At 72.0% G+C, this 16,402-nt stretch carries 13 protein-coding genes; 6 read left to right on the top strand and 7 right to left on the bottom strand.

The genetic code is table 11. From position 1 onward, the window contains the following. Nucleotides 1-49: 49 nt before the first annotated feature. From ABD120_RS25580 to mfd, 4 genes are all read right to left on the bottom strand, one after another. A complete protein-coding gene (locus ABD120_RS25580) occupies nt 50-1,972 on the bottom strand; it encodes a protein kinase domain-containing protein (protein WP_343952601.1) in 1,923 nt (640 codons plus the stop codon). Nucleotides 1,973-2,041: 69 nt separating this feature from the next. After that, the gene (locus tag ABD120_RS25585) at nt 2,042-2,974 is read right to left on the bottom strand and encodes a nucleoside triphosphate pyrophosphohydrolase (RefSeq protein WP_343952602.1); all 933 of its coding nucleotides are present in this window, start codon (nt 2,972-2,974) and stop codon (nt 2,042-2,044) included. A gap of 2 nt (nt 2,975-2,976) precedes the next feature. Then, nucleotides 2,977-3,573, bottom strand: a complete 597-nt coding sequence (locus tag ABD120_RS25590) for a SurA N-terminal domain-containing protein (protein ID WP_343952603.1) — start codon at nt 3,571-3,573, stop codon at nt 2,977-2,979. 29 nt (nt 3,574-3,602) lie between these two features. Beyond that, nucleotides 3,603-7,100 carry a transcription-repair coupling factor gene (mfd, locus tag ABD120_RS25595; RefSeq protein WP_343952604.1) on the bottom strand — a complete coding sequence of 1,166 codons (3,498 nt, stop codon included), beginning with the start codon at nt 7,098-7,100 and terminating at the stop codon, nt 3,603-3,605. 145 nt (nt 7,101-7,245) lie between these two features. Between mfd and ABD120_RS25600 the strand changes: the two genes are divergently transcribed. Then, a complete protein-coding gene (locus tag ABD120_RS25600) occupies nt 7,246-7,884 on the top strand; it encodes a GNAT family N-acetyltransferase (RefSeq protein WP_343952605.1) in 639 nt (212 codons plus the stop codon). Nucleotides 7,885-7,936: 52 nt separating this feature from the next. Then, nucleotides 7,937-8,653, top strand: coding sequence for a class I SAM-dependent methyltransferase (locus tag ABD120_RS25605; protein ID WP_343952606.1), 717 nt, complete (start codon nt 7,937-7,939; stop codon nt 8,651-8,653). On the opposite strand, the gene ABD120_RS25610 is transcribed toward ABD120_RS25605, so the two are convergent. Continuing rightward, nucleotides 8,646-9,824 (bottom strand): hypothetical protein, encoded by a 1,179-nt coding sequence (locus ABD120_RS25610; RefSeq protein WP_343952607.1) that lies wholly within the window; start codon nt 9,822-9,824, stop codon nt 8,646-8,648. The two genes, ABD120_RS25605 and ABD120_RS25610, sit on opposite strands and share 8 nt — an antisense overlap. After that, nucleotides 9,821-10,315 carry a SigE family RNA polymerase sigma factor gene (locus tag ABD120_RS25615; protein ID WP_343952714.1) on the bottom strand — a complete coding sequence of 165 codons (495 nt, stop codon included), beginning with the start codon at nt 10,313-10,315 and terminating at the stop codon, nt 9,821-9,823. Before ABD120_RS25615 ends, ABD120_RS25610 begins: the two co-directional genes overlap by 4 nt. A gap of 72 nt (nt 10,316-10,387) precedes the next feature. Between ABD120_RS25615 and cysC the strand changes: the two genes are divergently transcribed. Further along, the gene (gene cysC / locus ABD120_RS25620; protein WP_343952608.1) at nt 10,388-11,590 is read left to right on the top strand and encodes an adenylyl-sulfate kinase; all 1,203 of its coding nucleotides are present in this window, start codon (nt 10,388-10,390) and stop codon (nt 11,588-11,590) included. On the opposite strand, the gene ABD120_RS25625 is transcribed toward cysC, so the two are convergent. Then, complete coding sequence (locus tag ABD120_RS25625) at nt 11,587-12,609, bottom strand: glycoside hydrolase family 26 protein (RefSeq protein WP_343952609.1); 1,023 nt, start codon at nt 12,607-12,609, stop codon at nt 11,587-11,589. The genes cysC and ABD120_RS25625 overlap by 4 nt on opposite strands. A gap of 288 nt (nt 12,610-12,897) precedes the next feature. Here ABD120_RS25625 and ABD120_RS25630 point away from each other — a divergent pair, with 288 nt between their 5' ends. From ABD120_RS25630 to ABD120_RS25640, 3 genes are read left to right on the top strand one after another with little or no spacing between them, the layout of a single operon-like run. Beyond that, a complete protein-coding gene (locus ABD120_RS25630) occupies nt 12,898-14,193 on the top strand; it encodes a YveK family protein (RefSeq protein WP_343952610.1) in 1,296 nt (431 codons plus the stop codon). Next, nucleotides 14,190-15,458 (top strand): hypothetical protein, encoded by a 1,269-nt coding sequence (locus tag ABD120_RS25635; RefSeq protein WP_343952612.1) that lies wholly within the window; start codon nt 14,190-14,192, stop codon nt 15,456-15,458. The genes ABD120_RS25630 and ABD120_RS25635 overlap by 4 nt, the downstream gene beginning before the upstream one ends. Next, entirely contained in the window at nt 15,455-16,399 is a 945-nt protein-coding gene (locus ABD120_RS25640) for a hypothetical protein (RefSeq protein WP_343952613.1), read from the top strand. The genes ABD120_RS25635 and ABD120_RS25640 overlap by 4 nt, the downstream gene beginning before the upstream one ends. Nucleotides 16,400-16,402: the final 3 nt, after the last annotated feature.

Raw genomic sequence — 16,402 nt, forward strand, 5'->3', positions numbered from 1 at the left:
CAAGCTCCTAGCATCGAATGGGCAGTTTGCTCCCCGAGCCTACAGAGGTCTACTGGTTGGTACTGCTACCGCCCTCCAGGCTGTAGACCCGCATCCGGCCGCCGATGTCCACGACCATGGCCCGGCCACCGCCGACGGTCCCGAGCGCGAGCGTTCCGGTGCCCCTGCCCGGCAGCAGCGAGCCGAGCGGCCGGCAGGTGTGCGCGTCCCACAGGTGGATGCCCGCGCCGGTGCCGACGAGCAGGTCCCTGCCGTCGCCGCTCCTGGCGAGGGCGAGGTCGCCGAAGCTCCGGTTGTCCGGGCTCCGCACGCTGCACAGGAGCCGCCAGCCAAGCTTGTAGTCGTAGACGGCCGCGCCGGACTCCGGCTGCCTGGCCGCCACGAGCGAGGTGCCGGGCAGGGCATCGACGTCGATGCCCGGCGGCTGGGCGGGCCCCGCCGCCGCTCCTGGGGTGATCCGCTGGAGCTGCCGCGCGTCGGTGGCGACCAGGACGCTGCCGTCGCCGGGCCACGACAGCGAGCCGACCGTGCCCGCGACCTTCTGCTCCGCGCTCACCTGAGTGCGCCCGGCCAGGTCCCATGAGCGGACGGCGGGCCCGCAGCCGACCAGCGCCTCGGGGCCGGCGCCCCGGTCGATGACGGTCATCATGCCGCTGACGTCGCAGGCGACGAACGACCGGGCGACGGCCGGGCCCTCCGGGTACCACCACCACACTTTGCCGTCGTGCATCCACACGATCGCGGACTTGCCCTCGATCTGCGCGAACGCCAGCGAGTTGAGTTTCTTGCCGGGGAAGGACAGGCTCGCCAGCCGGTTGCCGGTGGCGGGATCCCACACCTCGACCAGGTGCTTGCCCTCGTCGGCCGCCGCCACCACCGTGCGCCCCTTCAGGGCGCCCACCACGATCTGGTACGGCCGGCCGTCCGCGCGCCCGAAGTCCTGCCCGACCTGCCTGATCGCGAACGGCGGCGGCGCCGCCGGGCGCTGCTCGGCCGAGCCGCTGGGCCCCTGCCCCCAGATCAGGCCGAGCACGACACCACCCGCCGCGAACAACGCGAGCCCGCCCAGCGCCACCGGGCGCACCCTGCCCGCCCGACTGCCCGCCCGCCCGCCAGCGCGCCTGGGCGGCGGCGGCGGGGCCGGCTCCAGGGGCCGGGTGTCCCCCGTGCGCCGGACGAGCGCGTCCAGCACCTCCTGCGCGCTCGGCCGCAGCGCGGGGTCCTTGGACAGGCACGCGGCCACCAGCGACCGCAGCGGCCCGCCGATCCCCGACAGGTCGGGCTCCGCGTTGAGCACCCGGTGCATGACGGCCGGGATCGAGTCGGCGCGGAACAGCGACCGCCCGGTCGCCGCGTACCCGATGGTCGCCGCCCACGAGAACAGGTCGGAGGCCGAGGTAGCGGGCTCGCCCGCGATCTGCTCCGGCGCCATGTAGCCGGGCGTGCCGACCACGGAGGTGGTCGCGGTCGTGGCCGCGTCGAGGTCGCGGGCGATACCGAAGTCGATCACGCGGGGGCCGTCCGGCCCCATGAGCACGTTGCCCGGTTTGAAGTCGCGGTGCACGATCTGGGCGTCGTGGATGGCCGCCAGCGCGGTCGCGGTGCCCACGGCCAGCCGGTCGAGCGCGCCGCCGGACAGCGGCCCCTTGGCCGCCACCGTCTCCTGCAGCGACAGGCCGTCCACGTACTCGCTGACCAGGTACGGCCGATCGTCGAACAGCCCGGCCTCGATCACCCGGGCGGTGCAGAACCCGGCGACCTTCTCCGCGGTGCGCGCCTCCGCCAGGAACCTGCGCACCGCACGCCGGTCGTGCACCAGCCGGGCGTGCAGGACCTTGACCGCGACCTGCTCGCCGTCGCCGTCCTCGCCGAGGTAGACGACGCCCTGGCCGCCGTCGCCGACGACGCCGCTCAGCCGGTAGCCCGCCACCTCGGACGGTTCACCCGTCCGCAGCCGCCGTACCCGGACCATCTCGTAGCCTCCCGCCCGCTTCCCCGGGCAAGATCCTGGCATCTCCGGGTTTGTCCTGTCAGCCGAGGATCAGCTTCGGGACTCCCAGGCGCGCACCCGGTCGCGGTACTCGCGGGCCGCGGCCCGCAGCTCGGCCTCGGCGTCCGCGCCCGCCTCCTGGGCCCTGCGCACCAGGTCGAACAGCTCTCTGGCCACCCCCTGGCCCACGGCCTGCGCCAGCGCGTCCGGCGCCCCCGCCCGCCCGGCCCTGCGCAGCAACTGGGCGGCCAGCGACAGCGACGGCTGACCGGTCGGGACCCCGTCGAGAACCGACCCGCCGCCCTTCTCCGCCCGCTCGGCCGCCTTGATGGTCTCCCAGTTGGCGTTGACCTCGTCCGCGGTCTCGGCGGTGACCGTGCCGAACACGTGCGGGTGCCGCCTGACCAGCTTGCCGACGATGCCCTCCGCGACGTCGTCGAGGTCGAACGAGTCGGCCACGCGCGCGTGGAAGACCACCTGGAGCAGCACGTCGCCGAGTTCCTCGCGGAGTGCGGCGAGGTCGCCGTCCTCGATCGTCTCCAGCACCTCGTAGGCCTCTTCGAGCAGGTACGGCACCAGCGTCTCGTGCGTCTGCTTGCGGTCCCACGGGCACTCGGTGCGCAGCCGGTCCATCACCGCGACCAGGTCGAGCACCCGGGCGCCCGGCAGGTCGTAGGAGCCGGGCACCACCTCGATCAGCGGCGGCTCGTCCATGGCGAGGGCCGCGTGCCCGGCCGCGCGCATGAACGCGGTGTCGTCGGCGGCGGCCAGCCAGACGACGTGCTCCTGCGCCGCCCGCCGCATCACGGCGGCGGCGTCGGCCGCCACGACGCGGACCTCGACACCCGCGTCGGCCAGGGCGGGCAACTGAGGGTGGTCCGCCGTCGCGGTCAGCACCTCGCCCGAGTGCAGCGCCTGCCACGCCTGGTGGGTGAGCTGGCCGGGCGCGACCCTCGGCGAGGTGGTGACGACGATGAGCGGCATGCTCAGCCCTGGGCCGTGGGTGTCAGCTTCCCGAAACGGCCGGTGTCGACGAACATCGACGGGTTCTCCTGCGACGGCTGCGGGTTGATCTGACCGTAGCGCGGGCTGTAGCTCACCTTGATGGTGGTGAACTCCTTGCGGAGCTGCTCGACCGCCTGCTGGTTCTGGCCCCCGCCGAGCTGCTCAAGGAGCTTGGACATGCCGATCTCGGCCCGCAGGTAGTCGCGGGCGTTGCCCGGCGCCACCCCCTTGGCCAGCAGGTTCATCTGCGGCGACTGCTGCTGGCCCGGGTCCTTCAGCGCCACGTCGATCTCCGCCTCGCTCACCGCGACGCGGTGCTTGGCCGCGAGCTGCCGGTAGACGGACTCGTTGGTGAGGCGGTAGAGCACGAACTGGTTGAGCGGCACCTGCAGCGCGCTCGCGTCGAGCTTCGCCATCGTCAGCGCCTTCTCGTACTCGGTGACCTTCTCGTCCAGGTCCTTGGCCGCGATGCGCTCGCCACCCACGACGGCGGCCGCTCCGGCCTTCATCGGGCTGGAGCAGGCGGTCAGCGCGGCGCCCGCCGCAAGTGCGGCCAAAGCCACTCGAATCGACTTCACGTGCATCCCTTTCCGACCGAAAACCGCGGCTAGCTTACCCGCCCCGCTCGCTGCCCTTCGAGAAACATCGCCTCGACCAGGTCGCCGCACCACTTGAGCAGGTCGAGGTCGCGCAGCGGCTGCCCGCCCAGCGGCTTGGTCTTGGGCACCGGAACCAGCAGCGTCTCGGCCGCCTGCTTGTAGACCGCCCGCTTGTACAGGCGGTCGAGCCGTACCTGCTGGGACTCCTTGAGGACGACCGGGCCGAACTTGATGTTCTGGCCCATCACCGTCACGTCCGTCAGGCCCGCCTGGCGGGCCCGCAGCCGGAAGCGCGCCACCTCCAGCAGGTTGTCGACCTCGACCGGCGGCTTGCCGTAGCGGTCGGTCAGCTCGTCGCGCACCTCGCCGATGCCGCTCTCGGAGGTGATGGCGGCGATCCGCTTGTACGCCTCCAGGCGCAGCCGCTCGGAGGTCACGTAGTCGTGCGGGATGTGCGCGTTGATCGGCAGCTCGACCTTGACGTCCTGCTGCTCGGGCGGCGGCGCCTCGCCGGACAGCTTGGCCTTCTGCTCCTGCACGGCCTCGGCCATCAGCCGTACGTAGAGGTCGAAGCCGACGCCCGCGATGAAACCGGACTGCTCGGCGCCGAGCACGTTGCCCGCGCCCCGGATCTCCAGGTCCTTCATCGCGACGTACATGCCCGCGCCCATCTCCGTGTGCTGGGCGATCGTGGCCAGGCGCTCGTGCGCGGTCTCGGTGAGCGGCTTCTCCGGCGGGTACAGGAAGTAGGCGTAGCCGCGCTCGCGGCCCCGGCCCACCCGGCCGCGCAACTGGTGGAGCTGCGACAGGCCGTAGTTGTCGGCCCGGTCGACGATGAGGGTGTTGGCGTTGGGCACGTCGAGACCGGACTCGACGATCGTGGTCGAGACGAGCAGGTCGTACTCCCGCTCCCAGAACCCGACCATGATCTTCTCAAGCTGGTGCTCGTTCATCTGGCCGTGCGCGACCGCGACCCGGGCCTCGGGCACCATTTCCCTCAGCCGCGCCGCCACCCGGTTGATGGAGGCCACCCGGTTGTGGACGAAGAAGATCTGGCCGTCGCGCATCAGCTCGCGCCGGATCGCCGCCGCGATCTGCTTCTCGTCGTACGGCCCGACGAAGGTGAGGATCGGGTGCCGCTCCTCCGGCGGCGTGAGGATCGTGGACATCTCGCGGATGCCCGTGAGACCCATCTCCAGCGTGCGCGGGATCGGCGTGGCCGACATCGCCAGCACGTCCACCTGCGTGCGCAGGTGCTTCATGGCCTCCTTGTGCTCGACGCCGAACCGCTGCTCCTCGTCGATGATGATCAGGCCCAGGTCCTTGAAGCGGACCTCGGGGCTGAGCAGGCGGTGGGTGCCGATCACCACGTCCACCTGGCCGGAGCGCAGGCCGTCCAGGGTGCCCTTGACCTCGCCGTCGGTCTGGAAGCGCGAGACCGGCTTCACCGACACGGGGAAGCTGGAGAAGCGCTCGGTGAAGGTGGACATGTGCTGCTGCACCAGCAGCGTCGTCGGCACCAGCAGCGCGACCTGCTTGCCGTCCTGCACCGCCTTGAAGGCCGCGCGCACCGCGATCTCGGTCTTGCCGTAACCGACGTCGCCGCAGATCAGCCGGTCCATCGGGACGCCGCGCTCCATGTCGCGCTTGACCTCGTCGATGGCTTCGAGCTGGTCGCCGGTCTCGGCGTAGGGGAAGGCGTCCTCCATCTCCCGCTGCCACGGCGAGTCGGCGGCGAAGGGGTGGCCGGGGCTCGCCATCCGGGCGCTGTAGAGGCGGATGAGCTCGCCGGCGATCTCCTTGACCGCCTTGCGGGCCTTGGCCTTGGCCTTGCCCCAGTCGGCGCCGCCCATCCGGTTGAGCGTGGGCGCCTCGCCGCCGACATAGCGGGTGACCTCGTCGAGCTGGTCGGTGGGGACGTAGAGGCGGTCACCCTTGGCGTACTCGATGACGAGGTACTCGCGGGTGGCGCCCTGCACGGTGCGCTGGACCATCTCGACGTAGCGGCCGACGCCGTGCTGCTCGTGGACGACGTGGTCGCCGACCTTGAGCTGGAGCGGGTCCACCATGTTGCGCCTGCGGCTCGGCAGCCTGCGCATGTCCTTGGTGCTGGCCTTCTGGCCCACGAGGTCGAGGTGGGTGAGGACGGCCAGCTCGCCCGTGACGAAGCCGTGGTCGAGACGCCCGGTCGTGACGTGGACGATCTGGGGCTCCGGCGCCCGGTCGAGGAAGCCCTGCAGCCTGGCGGGCACGTCGACGCCCTTGAGCAGCTCGACCATGCGCTCGGCCGAGCCCATGCCCTCGCTGAGCAGCACGACCGCCTTGCCCGCTTCGAGCCAGCCCTTGATGTCGGCCAGCGCCCGCGAGGTGTCGCCTCTGTACGCCTCGGAGTCCTGGGCGCCGAGTTCGACGCCGCCGCCGAACGGGGCCATCGACCACCACGGCAGGCCGAGCGCGTCGGCGTGCCCCCTGACCTCCTCCAGGGCGCGGAAGGCGGCGGCGCCGAGGTCGATCGGGGCCTCACCGCCCGCCGCCGCGTTGATCCAGGACGCCTCCAGGAACTCCTGCGACGTGCGCACCAGTTCCTCGGCCCGGCCCCTGATGCGCTCGGGGTCGCACACGAACACCGCCGAGCGGGCGGGCAGGTGGTCGACCAGCAGGTCCATCTCGCCCGCGAGCACCGGCGCGAACGCCTCCATGCCCTCGACGGGCGAGCCCTCCGCGAGCTGGTCGAGCACCTCGGCCAGCGCCGGGTGCTCCTCGGCCAGCTCGCGGGCGCGGCGCCGGACGTCGGGGGTGAGCAGCAGTTCGCGGCACGGCGGCGCGAACAGCCCGTCCTCGGCCGCCTCCAGCGAGCGCTGGTCGGCCACCTTGAACCAGCGGATCTCCTCGACCGTGTCGCCCCAGAACTCCAGCCGCAGCGGGTGCTCCTCCGTCGGCGGGAAGACGTCGAGCAGGCCGCCTCTGACGGCGACCTCGCCCCGGCGCTCGACCATGTCGACGCGGTGGTAGCCGCTCCCCACCAGACGGTCGACGACGTCGTCGAGGTCGGCGTCGTCGCCTGCCCTGAGCCGGACGGGCGCGAGGTCGCCGAGGCCCTTGACGATCGGCTGCAGCAGCGCCCTGATGGGGGCCACGACGACGTTGAGCGGCCCGGCGGCCGCATCGCCCTTGACCGGGTGGGCGAGCCTGCGCAGCACGGCCAGCCGCTGGCCGACGGTGTCGCTGCGCGGCGAGAGCCGCTCGTGCGGCAGTGTCTCCCACGCCGGGAAGACCGCGACGCCCGCAGGGTCGACGAGGTCGGTGAGCGCCGCCGCGAGGTCTTCGGCCTCGCGGCCGGTGGCGGTCACCGCGAGCACGGTCCGCTGGTCGTGGCGGCCCAGCGCGGCCACGCCGAACGGGCGCAGCGCCGCGGGCGCGATCAGCGCGACGTCGCCGTCCTCCCGCAGGGCGGCGGTCAGTTTCGGGTCGGCGGCAACAAGGTCAAGCAGTCCGGAAAGACTCATCCACAGCCCCACGAGCACAGCACGATTACCCCCGGCCGAAGGTGGTCGCGGGGGTCTCAGTCCCCCAGCCTACTTGCCCGTCGCCGGTCGCAACGCCCTCGGGCGTGCTCTCGCCTCCGCCCTGAGGGTCTGATGGAATGACGGGGTGTCGATCCTGGCGAATCTGCTCACGGACGCCGCCGCCGGTCGTTTCCCCGCCGCCGACGAGTCCGTGACGCTGCTCCCCCAGCCCTGTGCCCGAGATCTCGGCGTCATCGCCTTCACCGCCCACAGCCTGGTCTTCGCCGACCTCGACCCGGTGTGGCTGCGGGCCCATCTGCCGGACGGAGACCTGTCCGCGCCGCTGAACCCGCCGTTCCTGCGGGCGCTGGAGCGCAAGACGGGGCGGCGCGTCGACAACGTGGACATGCTGCTGCTCGCCCCGCCGCTGCCGGGGCCGCCGCCCGTCGATCTGGTGGCGTTCACGGGGCGTACGCACCCGAGGGTGTCGCGGGCGCACCGGCACCGCGAAGGCGTCCGGGCGTGGGGCTGCGAGGGCGGCCTGGTCGTCGTCGGGCGCGGCGTCGCCGGGCGGTGGGAGGTCGCCGTCGAGATCGCCCCCGACCAGCGTGGGAAGGGGCTCGGCCGGGCGCTCGTCCTGTCCGCCCGGCATCTGGTGGACCATCCGCTGTGGGCGCAGGTCGCGCCGGGCAACGCCGCGAGCGTGCGCGCCTTCATCGCGGCGGGGTTCACGCCCGTCGGCGCCGAGGCCCTTCTGCCGCCTCCACGCAATCCCGTCGGCTGAGGAGGCCGGGAAATGCGCTACATACAGGGAGTGATTGACTACTGTTGGTGACATGTCAGAGGTTCGGGCGGTCGCCCAGCGGGGCGACCTGTTTGGTCAGCGCATCCGCGAGCAGTGGACCGAGCAGTTGGGGCGGCGGCTCGACATCCTCCTCGCGGGCTGTGCCCACGACGTGCCGCTCACGCTGGAGCGGATCGAGACCCGGGTCACCGGCGTCGACGAGGATCGCCCCGCCATCCGCGCGCGGGTCGAGTCCCGCGACGACCTCGACTCGTGGGCGCTCGGCGACATGCGCTCCGTGCCGCTGGCGCCGCGTTCGTTCGACGTGATCCAGGTGACGTTCCTGCTGGAGCGCATCCAGCACGCCGAGCTGGTGCTCGACCGGCTGCTGCAGGCGCTGCGGCCCGGCGGGCTGCTCCTGGTGCGCATGCGCGACCGGGGCGCGGCCTACGGCTTCTGCGACCGCGTGCTGCCCGCCTGGCTGCGCGGGGCGCTGTGGCGGCGGCTGGTCGCCGACGGCACTCCCGGGCCGCTGCCCGCCGTCTACGAGCCGCTGACCTCACGCGACGGCATGCACGCGTTCTGCCTCACGCGCGGGCTGATGATGTCGGACGACGAAGGGGCGACGACCGGCCCGGCGATGGGCCGGATCGGGAGCCTGGCCGTCGCGCTGGTGTCCAGACTGTCGCGCGGCAGGCTCCCGTCCAGTCACGACGAGGTCACCATGGTCATCAGGAGACCGCAGAACCACTTCGCCCGGCTCATCTAGGCGTCAGCACCCAGTCCCAGGCGCCGTCCTCGACGGTCCGCTGGAATCCGCTCAGCTGCTGGACCTCGGTGCCGTCCACCTTGATCAGGGAGAGCGCCGAGTCGAACTCGTCGTCGCACTCCCGGGCGCACTTGAGCGCGAGGACGGTCTCGTCGTCGGCCCAGGCGTGCAGTTGCAGCACCTTCTGGTTGCCGACGACCTTGCCGCCCTCCAGTTCGGTGATCTTCGTGGGCAGCCCCGCGCCGCCCAGCAGCAGCTTCCCGTCCGGTGACACCGCCGACACACCGGCCTCTGAGATCCGGTCGGCCGGCTTGGGCCGCGCCTCGCCCTCGGGGGTGAAGAACCGCTCGGGCTCAGGGCTGGGGACATGCTGCCTGATCAGGGAGCCGTCGAGACTCCAGGTGAGAGGCGGCTGAGGGGAGGACACCTCGTCCGGCTTCTCCGGCAGCGGCGGGTGGAACACGGCCTTCGCGTTCGGCACGTCGATGACGTAGTAACCGGTGACGCTGGAGGGCTGCTGCTGGTAGGAGTTCTCCCCCATGGGCTTGGTCCGGTACGGATAGGCCGAGTACGCGGTGGCCAGCAGCCTGGTGCCGTCCGGCGACCAGTCGACGGACAGGACGTCGTGCTCCAGGGGGATCCTGGCGATGACCTCCCCCGTCCCCATGTCGAGGATGCCGACCGTCCGGCCCAGCAGGTCGCCCTCGACGAAGGCCGCCGTCCGCAGGCCCGGCGCCACGTCCACCCAGGCGTACGGGGTCGTCTCGTACTCCTCCGTGCGCGGGTTGTACAGCGACCACACCTGACGCCGCGTGGCGATGCCGTCCGCGCCCTTCTCCTTCTTCGACTGCCAGTACGCCGAGACCGCGTAGTTCCCCGCCGCGATCAGCTTCTTCGGCGGCATGTTGTCCACGTCGGCCCGCACGTCCGTCGGCGCGGGCGACGGCCGCGCGGGCAGCGTCACCACCGACGCGGGCCGTACCGTACTGGTCCGGTCCGGCAGCCCGACCAGCATCCCCACCGTGACGACCAGCGCGCTGACCGCCGCCGCGGGCACCAGGAACAGCAACGGCCTGCGGGCGCGCCTGCGCAGGGCCCGCTCGGCCAGGTCCTGCGGCACCCTGGCCTCGTCCGCCCAGTCCTTGAGCTCCTGCTTCAACTGCTCGGTCATCTCACCACCTCCAGTTCCGGCGCGACCTCTCGCAGCCTGGCCAGCGAGCGGTGCGCGGTGCTCCGTACGGTCCCGACGGAGCAGCCCAGCACCTGGGCGACGTCCCGTTCGGGCAGATCCTCGTAGTAGCGCAGGATCACGACCGCGCGCTGGCGCGGCGTGAGCCTGGCGAGCGCGCCGCGCAGGACCATGCGCAACTCGCTGCGGCCGTGCGCGTCGTTGTCCGGCAGGTCGGGCAGTTCGGCGCGCACCACCTCCGGCCGCCGTCCGGCCGCGCGCCACCAGCTCACCTGCTGGCGGTACATCACCTGGCGCACGTACGCCTCCGGCGCCTCCACCCGCCGCCATTTCGCGGCGAGCTTGGCCAGCGCCGTCTGCACGAGGTCCTCGGCCGCGTGCTGGTCGCCGCCCGTGAGCAGGAAGCCCAGCCGCATCAGCGCGGGCGAGCGCGCGGCGACGAAGTCGCGGAAGGCCGACTCGTCCACTTTCACCTCCAAGGGTCGCCCTTGAGACGCCACGGCCCCCGACCCGCTATGCCTGCCCCGCGCTAAAGTCTCGTTCCTATGGAGTTCACCCCAGACGCGCGTGAGCTGGCCGACCTCGAACTACTGCTGTCCGGCGCCTTCGCGCCGCTGACCGGGTTCCTCGGCCACGACGACCTCCACGCGGTGCACGAGCGCGGCACTCTCGCCGACGGTACCCCGTGGCCCGCGGCGGTCGCCCTCGACCTGCCAGAAGGGCTCGCCGCCGGCACGGAGGTGACGCTGCTCGACCCGGAGGGGCTGCCGCTGGCCGTCCTCACCGTGTCCGAGCAGGGTGCCGACGGGCCGCTGCGGGCGCTCAACGCGCCGGAGCACGGGCCGTTCGCGCGGCTGCGCCGTACCCCTGCCGAGGTCCGCGCCGAGCTGGGCGGGCGCGAGACGCTGGCGGTCACCATGCGCGGTCCTCTCGACGACCTCGCCGAGGTCGTCGCCACGGCCAAGGAGCTCGACGCGCGCGTGCTGCTGCTCCCCCTCTCGTACGGCGAAGCCGGCCCCGCCGTCGTCAGGGCCGCGCTGAAGGCGAAGGCGAAGCTGCCCGACGACACCCTGGTGGTGCCGGTGCCGCTGGCGCCGCGCGAGGAGATCGAGATCGACCTGGAGCTGCGCGAGCACGTGGCCGCCGCCTACGGCGCCACCGAGCACCTGGCCGGGCCGGAGCCGGTGCGCATCCCCGGCCCGCCGCACCGGCGCGGGCTCGTGGTGTTCTTCACGGGATTGTCCGGTTCCGGCAAGTCGACGATCGCCAGAGGGCTGCGCGACGCGCTGCTGGAGGACGGCGGGCGCACGATCACCTACCTCGACGGCGACATGGTGCGGCAGTTGCTGTCCAAGGGGCTGACGTTCTCCAAGGAGGACCGCGACCTCAACATCCGCCGCATCGGGTTCGTGGCGGCGGAGGCGGCGCGGCACGGCGGGCTGGCGATCTGCGCGCCGATCGCGCCGTACGAGCACACCCGCGCCGAGGTGCGCGCGATGGTCGAGGGGGTCGGCGCCGACTTCCTGCTGGTGCACGTGGCGACGCCGCTCGCGGAGTGTGAGCGGCGCGACCGCAAGGGCCTGTACGCCAAGGCGCGCGCGGGCCTGATCCCGGCGTTCACCGGCGTCACCGACCCCTACGAGGATCCGGACGACGCCGACCTGGTGATCGACACCACGCACGTGGCGGTGGAGTCCGCGGTGGCCCGCGTGCACGACGCGCTGCGCGCGGGCCGCTGGATCCGTTAGGGGCGCGGCACCGCCGTCGAGCGGAAGTAGGGGTCGCGGGCCAGTCTGGTGAAGGCGCGGGCGGCCTCGGGGTTGGTGTCGAAGCGGGTGTCGCCTCTGGGCGCGCTCGGCGAGTCGAAGTACACCAGGGCCTTGATCTGCGGGTAGTGCTTGATCCGGGCCCGCACCGAGGCGTAGAAGCGCTGCTTGAACCCGGGGTCGTAGGAACGCTCGAACACCCCCCACTCGGCGACCATGATCGGCTTTCCGGGGAAGCGCCACTGCATCCACCGGTAGAAGCCGGGCCAGTCGGGGTACTCACTGCGCTTCTTGTTGACCAGGCTCTCGAAGTCGCGCACCCGGTCGTCCGCGTACGGGTCCATCGCGACCCAGTCGACCACGTCGTCGCCCGGATAGAGCTCGGGGAACCAGGTCCTGGCCGCCCAGTTGGGCGCGCCCATGTAGGTCATCACGGTGATGGCGTTCTTGACGCCCTTCTCGCGCAGCCGCAGCACCACGTGGCGGTACATGGCGGCGTAGTCGCCCGCCTGCATGCCGGAGCCCGGTGACGGGTCGACGTCGTTCTCCGGCTCGTGGTGGACGGTGAGGAAGAAGCGCTCGGGGAAGGTCCGCCTGATGTGGGCGGCCAGCCGGTCGATGCGGGCGTCGAGGGCGCCGTCGGCGATCTGGGCCCAGGAGTGGTCGAAGGACGGCTTCCAGTTGATCAGCAGCAGGCGCGGCCGGGCGCGGTCGCGGGCGATCCCGACCTCCGCCGGGGTCGGGAACAGCTCGCTCTCCCGGTGGTAGACGTGGACGAGGTCGGAGACCGCGCCCATGCGCTGCTCGGCGCGTCTCACGGCGCGGTCGACGGGCAGGCCGGTGAAGATCTCGGGGGCGGTGCCCCACCAGGCGCCGCAGGAGGGGATGAGCCTCGCGGTGACCGTGCAGGCGGGCGAGCTGCCGATGCCGAGGCGGCCGTCGACCTGGCGGGTGTCATCCTGGTGCGGGACTCCGGCGCCTTGGGCGCCGCTGCAGCCCACGACGGTGACGGCCGCCCCAATAAACAGGACTTTTCGGAATATAGCCAGGTTGCTCACTACCCTCTCCCCCGTAAACAATGCAGCAACCTTGCCACGCCCGCCGGACGGTTTCACCAACCGAAGCCCCAGCTCACCGCCCGATTGCGACCGAAATTTCGTTATATTTCGTGGACTTTCATGACGGGCTGGCTGCGCATAGGCCGGAAAATCTTCCATATTCATTCGGGGCAAACTCAGGCCGCCCTATAGTGACGCAGAGTCGTCGTACAGGAACACGGGGTAAACGAGTTGAGCCAGCCTCCCGGCACGGACCTGGCGGAGCACCTTTCGCTGCTCCGCAGGAGAAGGCTGCTCTTCTTCGGCCTGACGCTGACCGGGCTGATCACGGGCCTCGGCCTGTGGAAGCACACGCCGCCCGCCTACACCGCCACCACCGAGGTGCTCGTCGCACCCGTCGGCGTGCAGGAGCAGAACAACCAGGTCACCAACCGGCAGCGCGAGTCGCTCAACCTCGACACCGAGGCGCAGATCGCCCAGTCCAGGATCGTGGCCCGCAAGGCGGCCAGGTCGCTGCGCGTGCCCGAGACGGAACCGGCGGAGGTGACCGTACCGCCCAACTCGTCGGTGCTGTGGATCTCGGTCACCGCCGCCGACCCCACGACCGCGAGCACACACGCCCAGGCGTACGCGCTGGCCTACCTCGCCAACCGGGGCGAGAGCGCGCAGAGCGCGCTCGCCACCCAGCAGAAGGCGCTGCAGGGCAAGCTCGACCAGGTCAACACCGAGCTCGGCGAGGTCGCCCAGCAGCTCATCTTCCTCGACCGGCGCTCGGCCGAGCACACCCTCGCCTCCCACCGGCAGGCCGTGCTCAACCGGCAGGCATACAGCCTGACCATGAAGTACGACGCGCTGAAGACGTTCACCATCACCCCGGGCTCGGTGATCAGCCCCGCCGTACCTCCCACGGACCCCAGCTCGCCGAGCCTGCCGCTGCACGCGGGCGCCGGGCTCATGCTCGGGCTGCTGACCGGATCCGCCGCCGCCTACACCCGCGACCGGCTCGACACCCGGCTGCGCAGCGCCGCCGACGTCGAACGGCTCACCGGGCTCGGCGTGCTCGCCGACCTCGCCGGCCGCCTCGACCGCTCCACGCTGCACGAACTCGCCTCCTGCGTCGTCGCCGCCTGCCCCGGCCGGAGCCTGCTGGTCAGGGCCCTGCCCGCCGACGTCGGCACCACCGCGCTCGCCCTGCCGCTGGCGGCCAGCGCACCGATCTCCGTCCTGTCCGGCTCCGACATCGGCGACCTCGCCCGCGCCGACGCGGCGCTGCTGATGATCAGCCTCGGCCGCACCCACGCGAGCGACGTCGCCACGACCGCCCGCCATCTGCGCAGGCACGACGTGCCCGTCATCGGCGTCGTGACGGTCACCGGCGCGCTGCGCCCGCCGCATGAGTTCGAACGCTCACGGGCGCTGCCGCGCCACACGCCGAGGTTCGACAAGCTCGTGGTGTCCTCTGCCGACGCCGGCGCCGAGACCAGCCCCTTCCCCGCGATCTCCGACCCGCCGGGCAAGCCCAAGTGAGAGGCCCGGCGTGGCCGATCGCCGCGCTGCTGGTCGGCTACCCGGTGTGGTGGGCGCTGGGCTTCGGCGGGCTGTCGGTGATCATCCTGGCCGTCCCCATGGGCGTCATCCTGTGGCGCAGACGGCCGATCCGGCTGCCCAGAGGACTCGGGCTCTGGGCCCTGCTGCTCGCGGGCTACCTCATCAGCGCCCTCGCCCTCGGTGAGATGCCGCCGGGCACCTACGGCGGCTTCGGCACCGGCCGGCTGATCGGCTACGGCATGCGCCTCGCGCTGTACGTCTCCCTGCTCACCATGGTCCTCTACCTGGGCAACCTCACCAAGCGAGAACTACCGCAACTGCGCCTGGTGCGCATGCTCGGCGTGCTGTTCATCACCACCGTCGCGGGCGGCCTGCTCGGCGTGTTCTTCCCGTCGTTCGCCTACACCTCGCCCGTCGAGCGCGTCCTGCCCGGCTGGATCGCCCAGAACCCCTTCGTCCAGAACCTCATCCACCCGACCGCCGCCCAGACCCAGAAGGTGCTCGGCTACGCCTCGCCCCGCCCCGAAGCCCCCTTCGAGTGGGCGAACGCCTGGGGCAGCAACGTGTCGGTCCTGCTCATCTGGTTCGTGGTCGGCTGGTGGGTGTACGGCGGCCGCCACCGCAAAGCCGTCGCCGTCGTCCTGACCGCGCTGGCCGCCATCCCCATCGTCTACTCCCTCAACCGCGGCCTGTGGATCGGCCTCGGCCTGGCCGCCCTCTACCTCGTCGTCAGGGTCGCCGGACGCACCCGCCTTGCCGTCTGCGGCGCCGCCGCGCTGACCGCGCTCGTCTTCGTGCTCAGCCCGCTCGCCCACCTGGTCACCCAGCGCCTGGACAAACCGCACTCCAACGACATCAGAGCCTTCACCGTCTCCCACACCATCAAGGCCGCCCGCCACTCGCCCGTGATCGGATTCGGCAACACCCGCAACCAGACCGGCAACCACCGGACGATCACGACGGGCAAGACCGACTGGTGCACCGAGTGCGGGCACCCTCCGCTCGGCAGCGACGGCCAGCTCTGGCTGCTCCTCATCACCCAGGGGCTGCCCGGCGCCGTGCTCTACGTGGCCTTCTTCGCCGGGGCCGTACGCCGCCACTGGCGCGACCGCAGCCCGATCGGGCTGGCCGGAGTCCTCGTGATGCTGCTCGTGCTGCTCTACATGTTCGTCTACGACGGCCTGGTCACACCGCTCAGCCTCTATCTCATCTCCTTCGCCCTCCTGTGGAGGAACCAGTCATGAACGATGCCAAGCTCCGGCTGCGCTACCTGGACGACACCGTCGGCCTGCTGTACCCGGGGTGCGGGTCGCCCCAGCCGTACAGTGTGCTGCCGCACACCCTCCTGCCCCGGCGCCTCGCGCCGCGCCGCTGGTGGCACGCGCTGTTCGGACGGCGGGTGACGGTCCAGGGCGCCGGGTCGATCTCGGCATACCTGAGCGAGGTCTTCGGGCAGCCGGTCACGACCGTGCTGCACATCCGGCCCGCCCGGCGGGCCAACCGCAAGCCCGTGCTGGAGGCGCACACCGGCTCCGGCCTGCTCGCCTTCGTCAAGATCGGTGACACGCCGCGCTCGCGCGAACTGGTCAACGCCGAGGCGCGCACCCTCGCCAAACTCGCCGACCTGCCGCTGAAGACCGTCGTCCCGCCGTCGGTGCTGCACCACGCGAGCTGGCGCGACCTGTCCGTCCTGGTCACCGCCCCACTCCCGGTACGGCGCGGCCGGATGCCCGCCACACTACTGACCGAGGCCGTACGGCGCGGCCGGGTCCCCACCCCGCTACTGACCGAGGCCGTCAAGGAGATCGCCGCCACCGGCGGGCCGGAGAGCGCCTGGCACGGCGACCTGTCCCCGTGGAACGTCTCCGCCTCCGCCGACGGGCGGCTGCTCGTGTGGGACTGGGAGCGGTACGAGGTCGGTGTGCCGCTCGGGTTCGACGCCGTCCACCACTTCTTCCAGCGGGCGCTGCGCCGCATGCCGCCGCGCACCGCCGCCTCGGCCTGCCTGGCGCAGGCCGTACCCGTGCTGGCCCCGTACGGCCTGTCGGCCGCGCAGGCGCGGCAGACCGTGCTCCGCTACCTGATCGCGCTGGCCGACCGGCACGCCGCCGACGGACACGAGCCGCTCGGCCCCGCGGACATCTGGCTCAGCCCGCTCGTCGACTCGCAGGAGCTGCTGACGTGAACA

This window comes from Nonomuraea longicatena (genome assembly GCF_039525605.1).
In the GTDB taxonomy this organism is placed as follows: Bacteria; Actinomycetota; Actinomycetes; order Streptosporangiales; family Streptosporangiaceae; genus Nonomuraea; species Nonomuraea longicatena.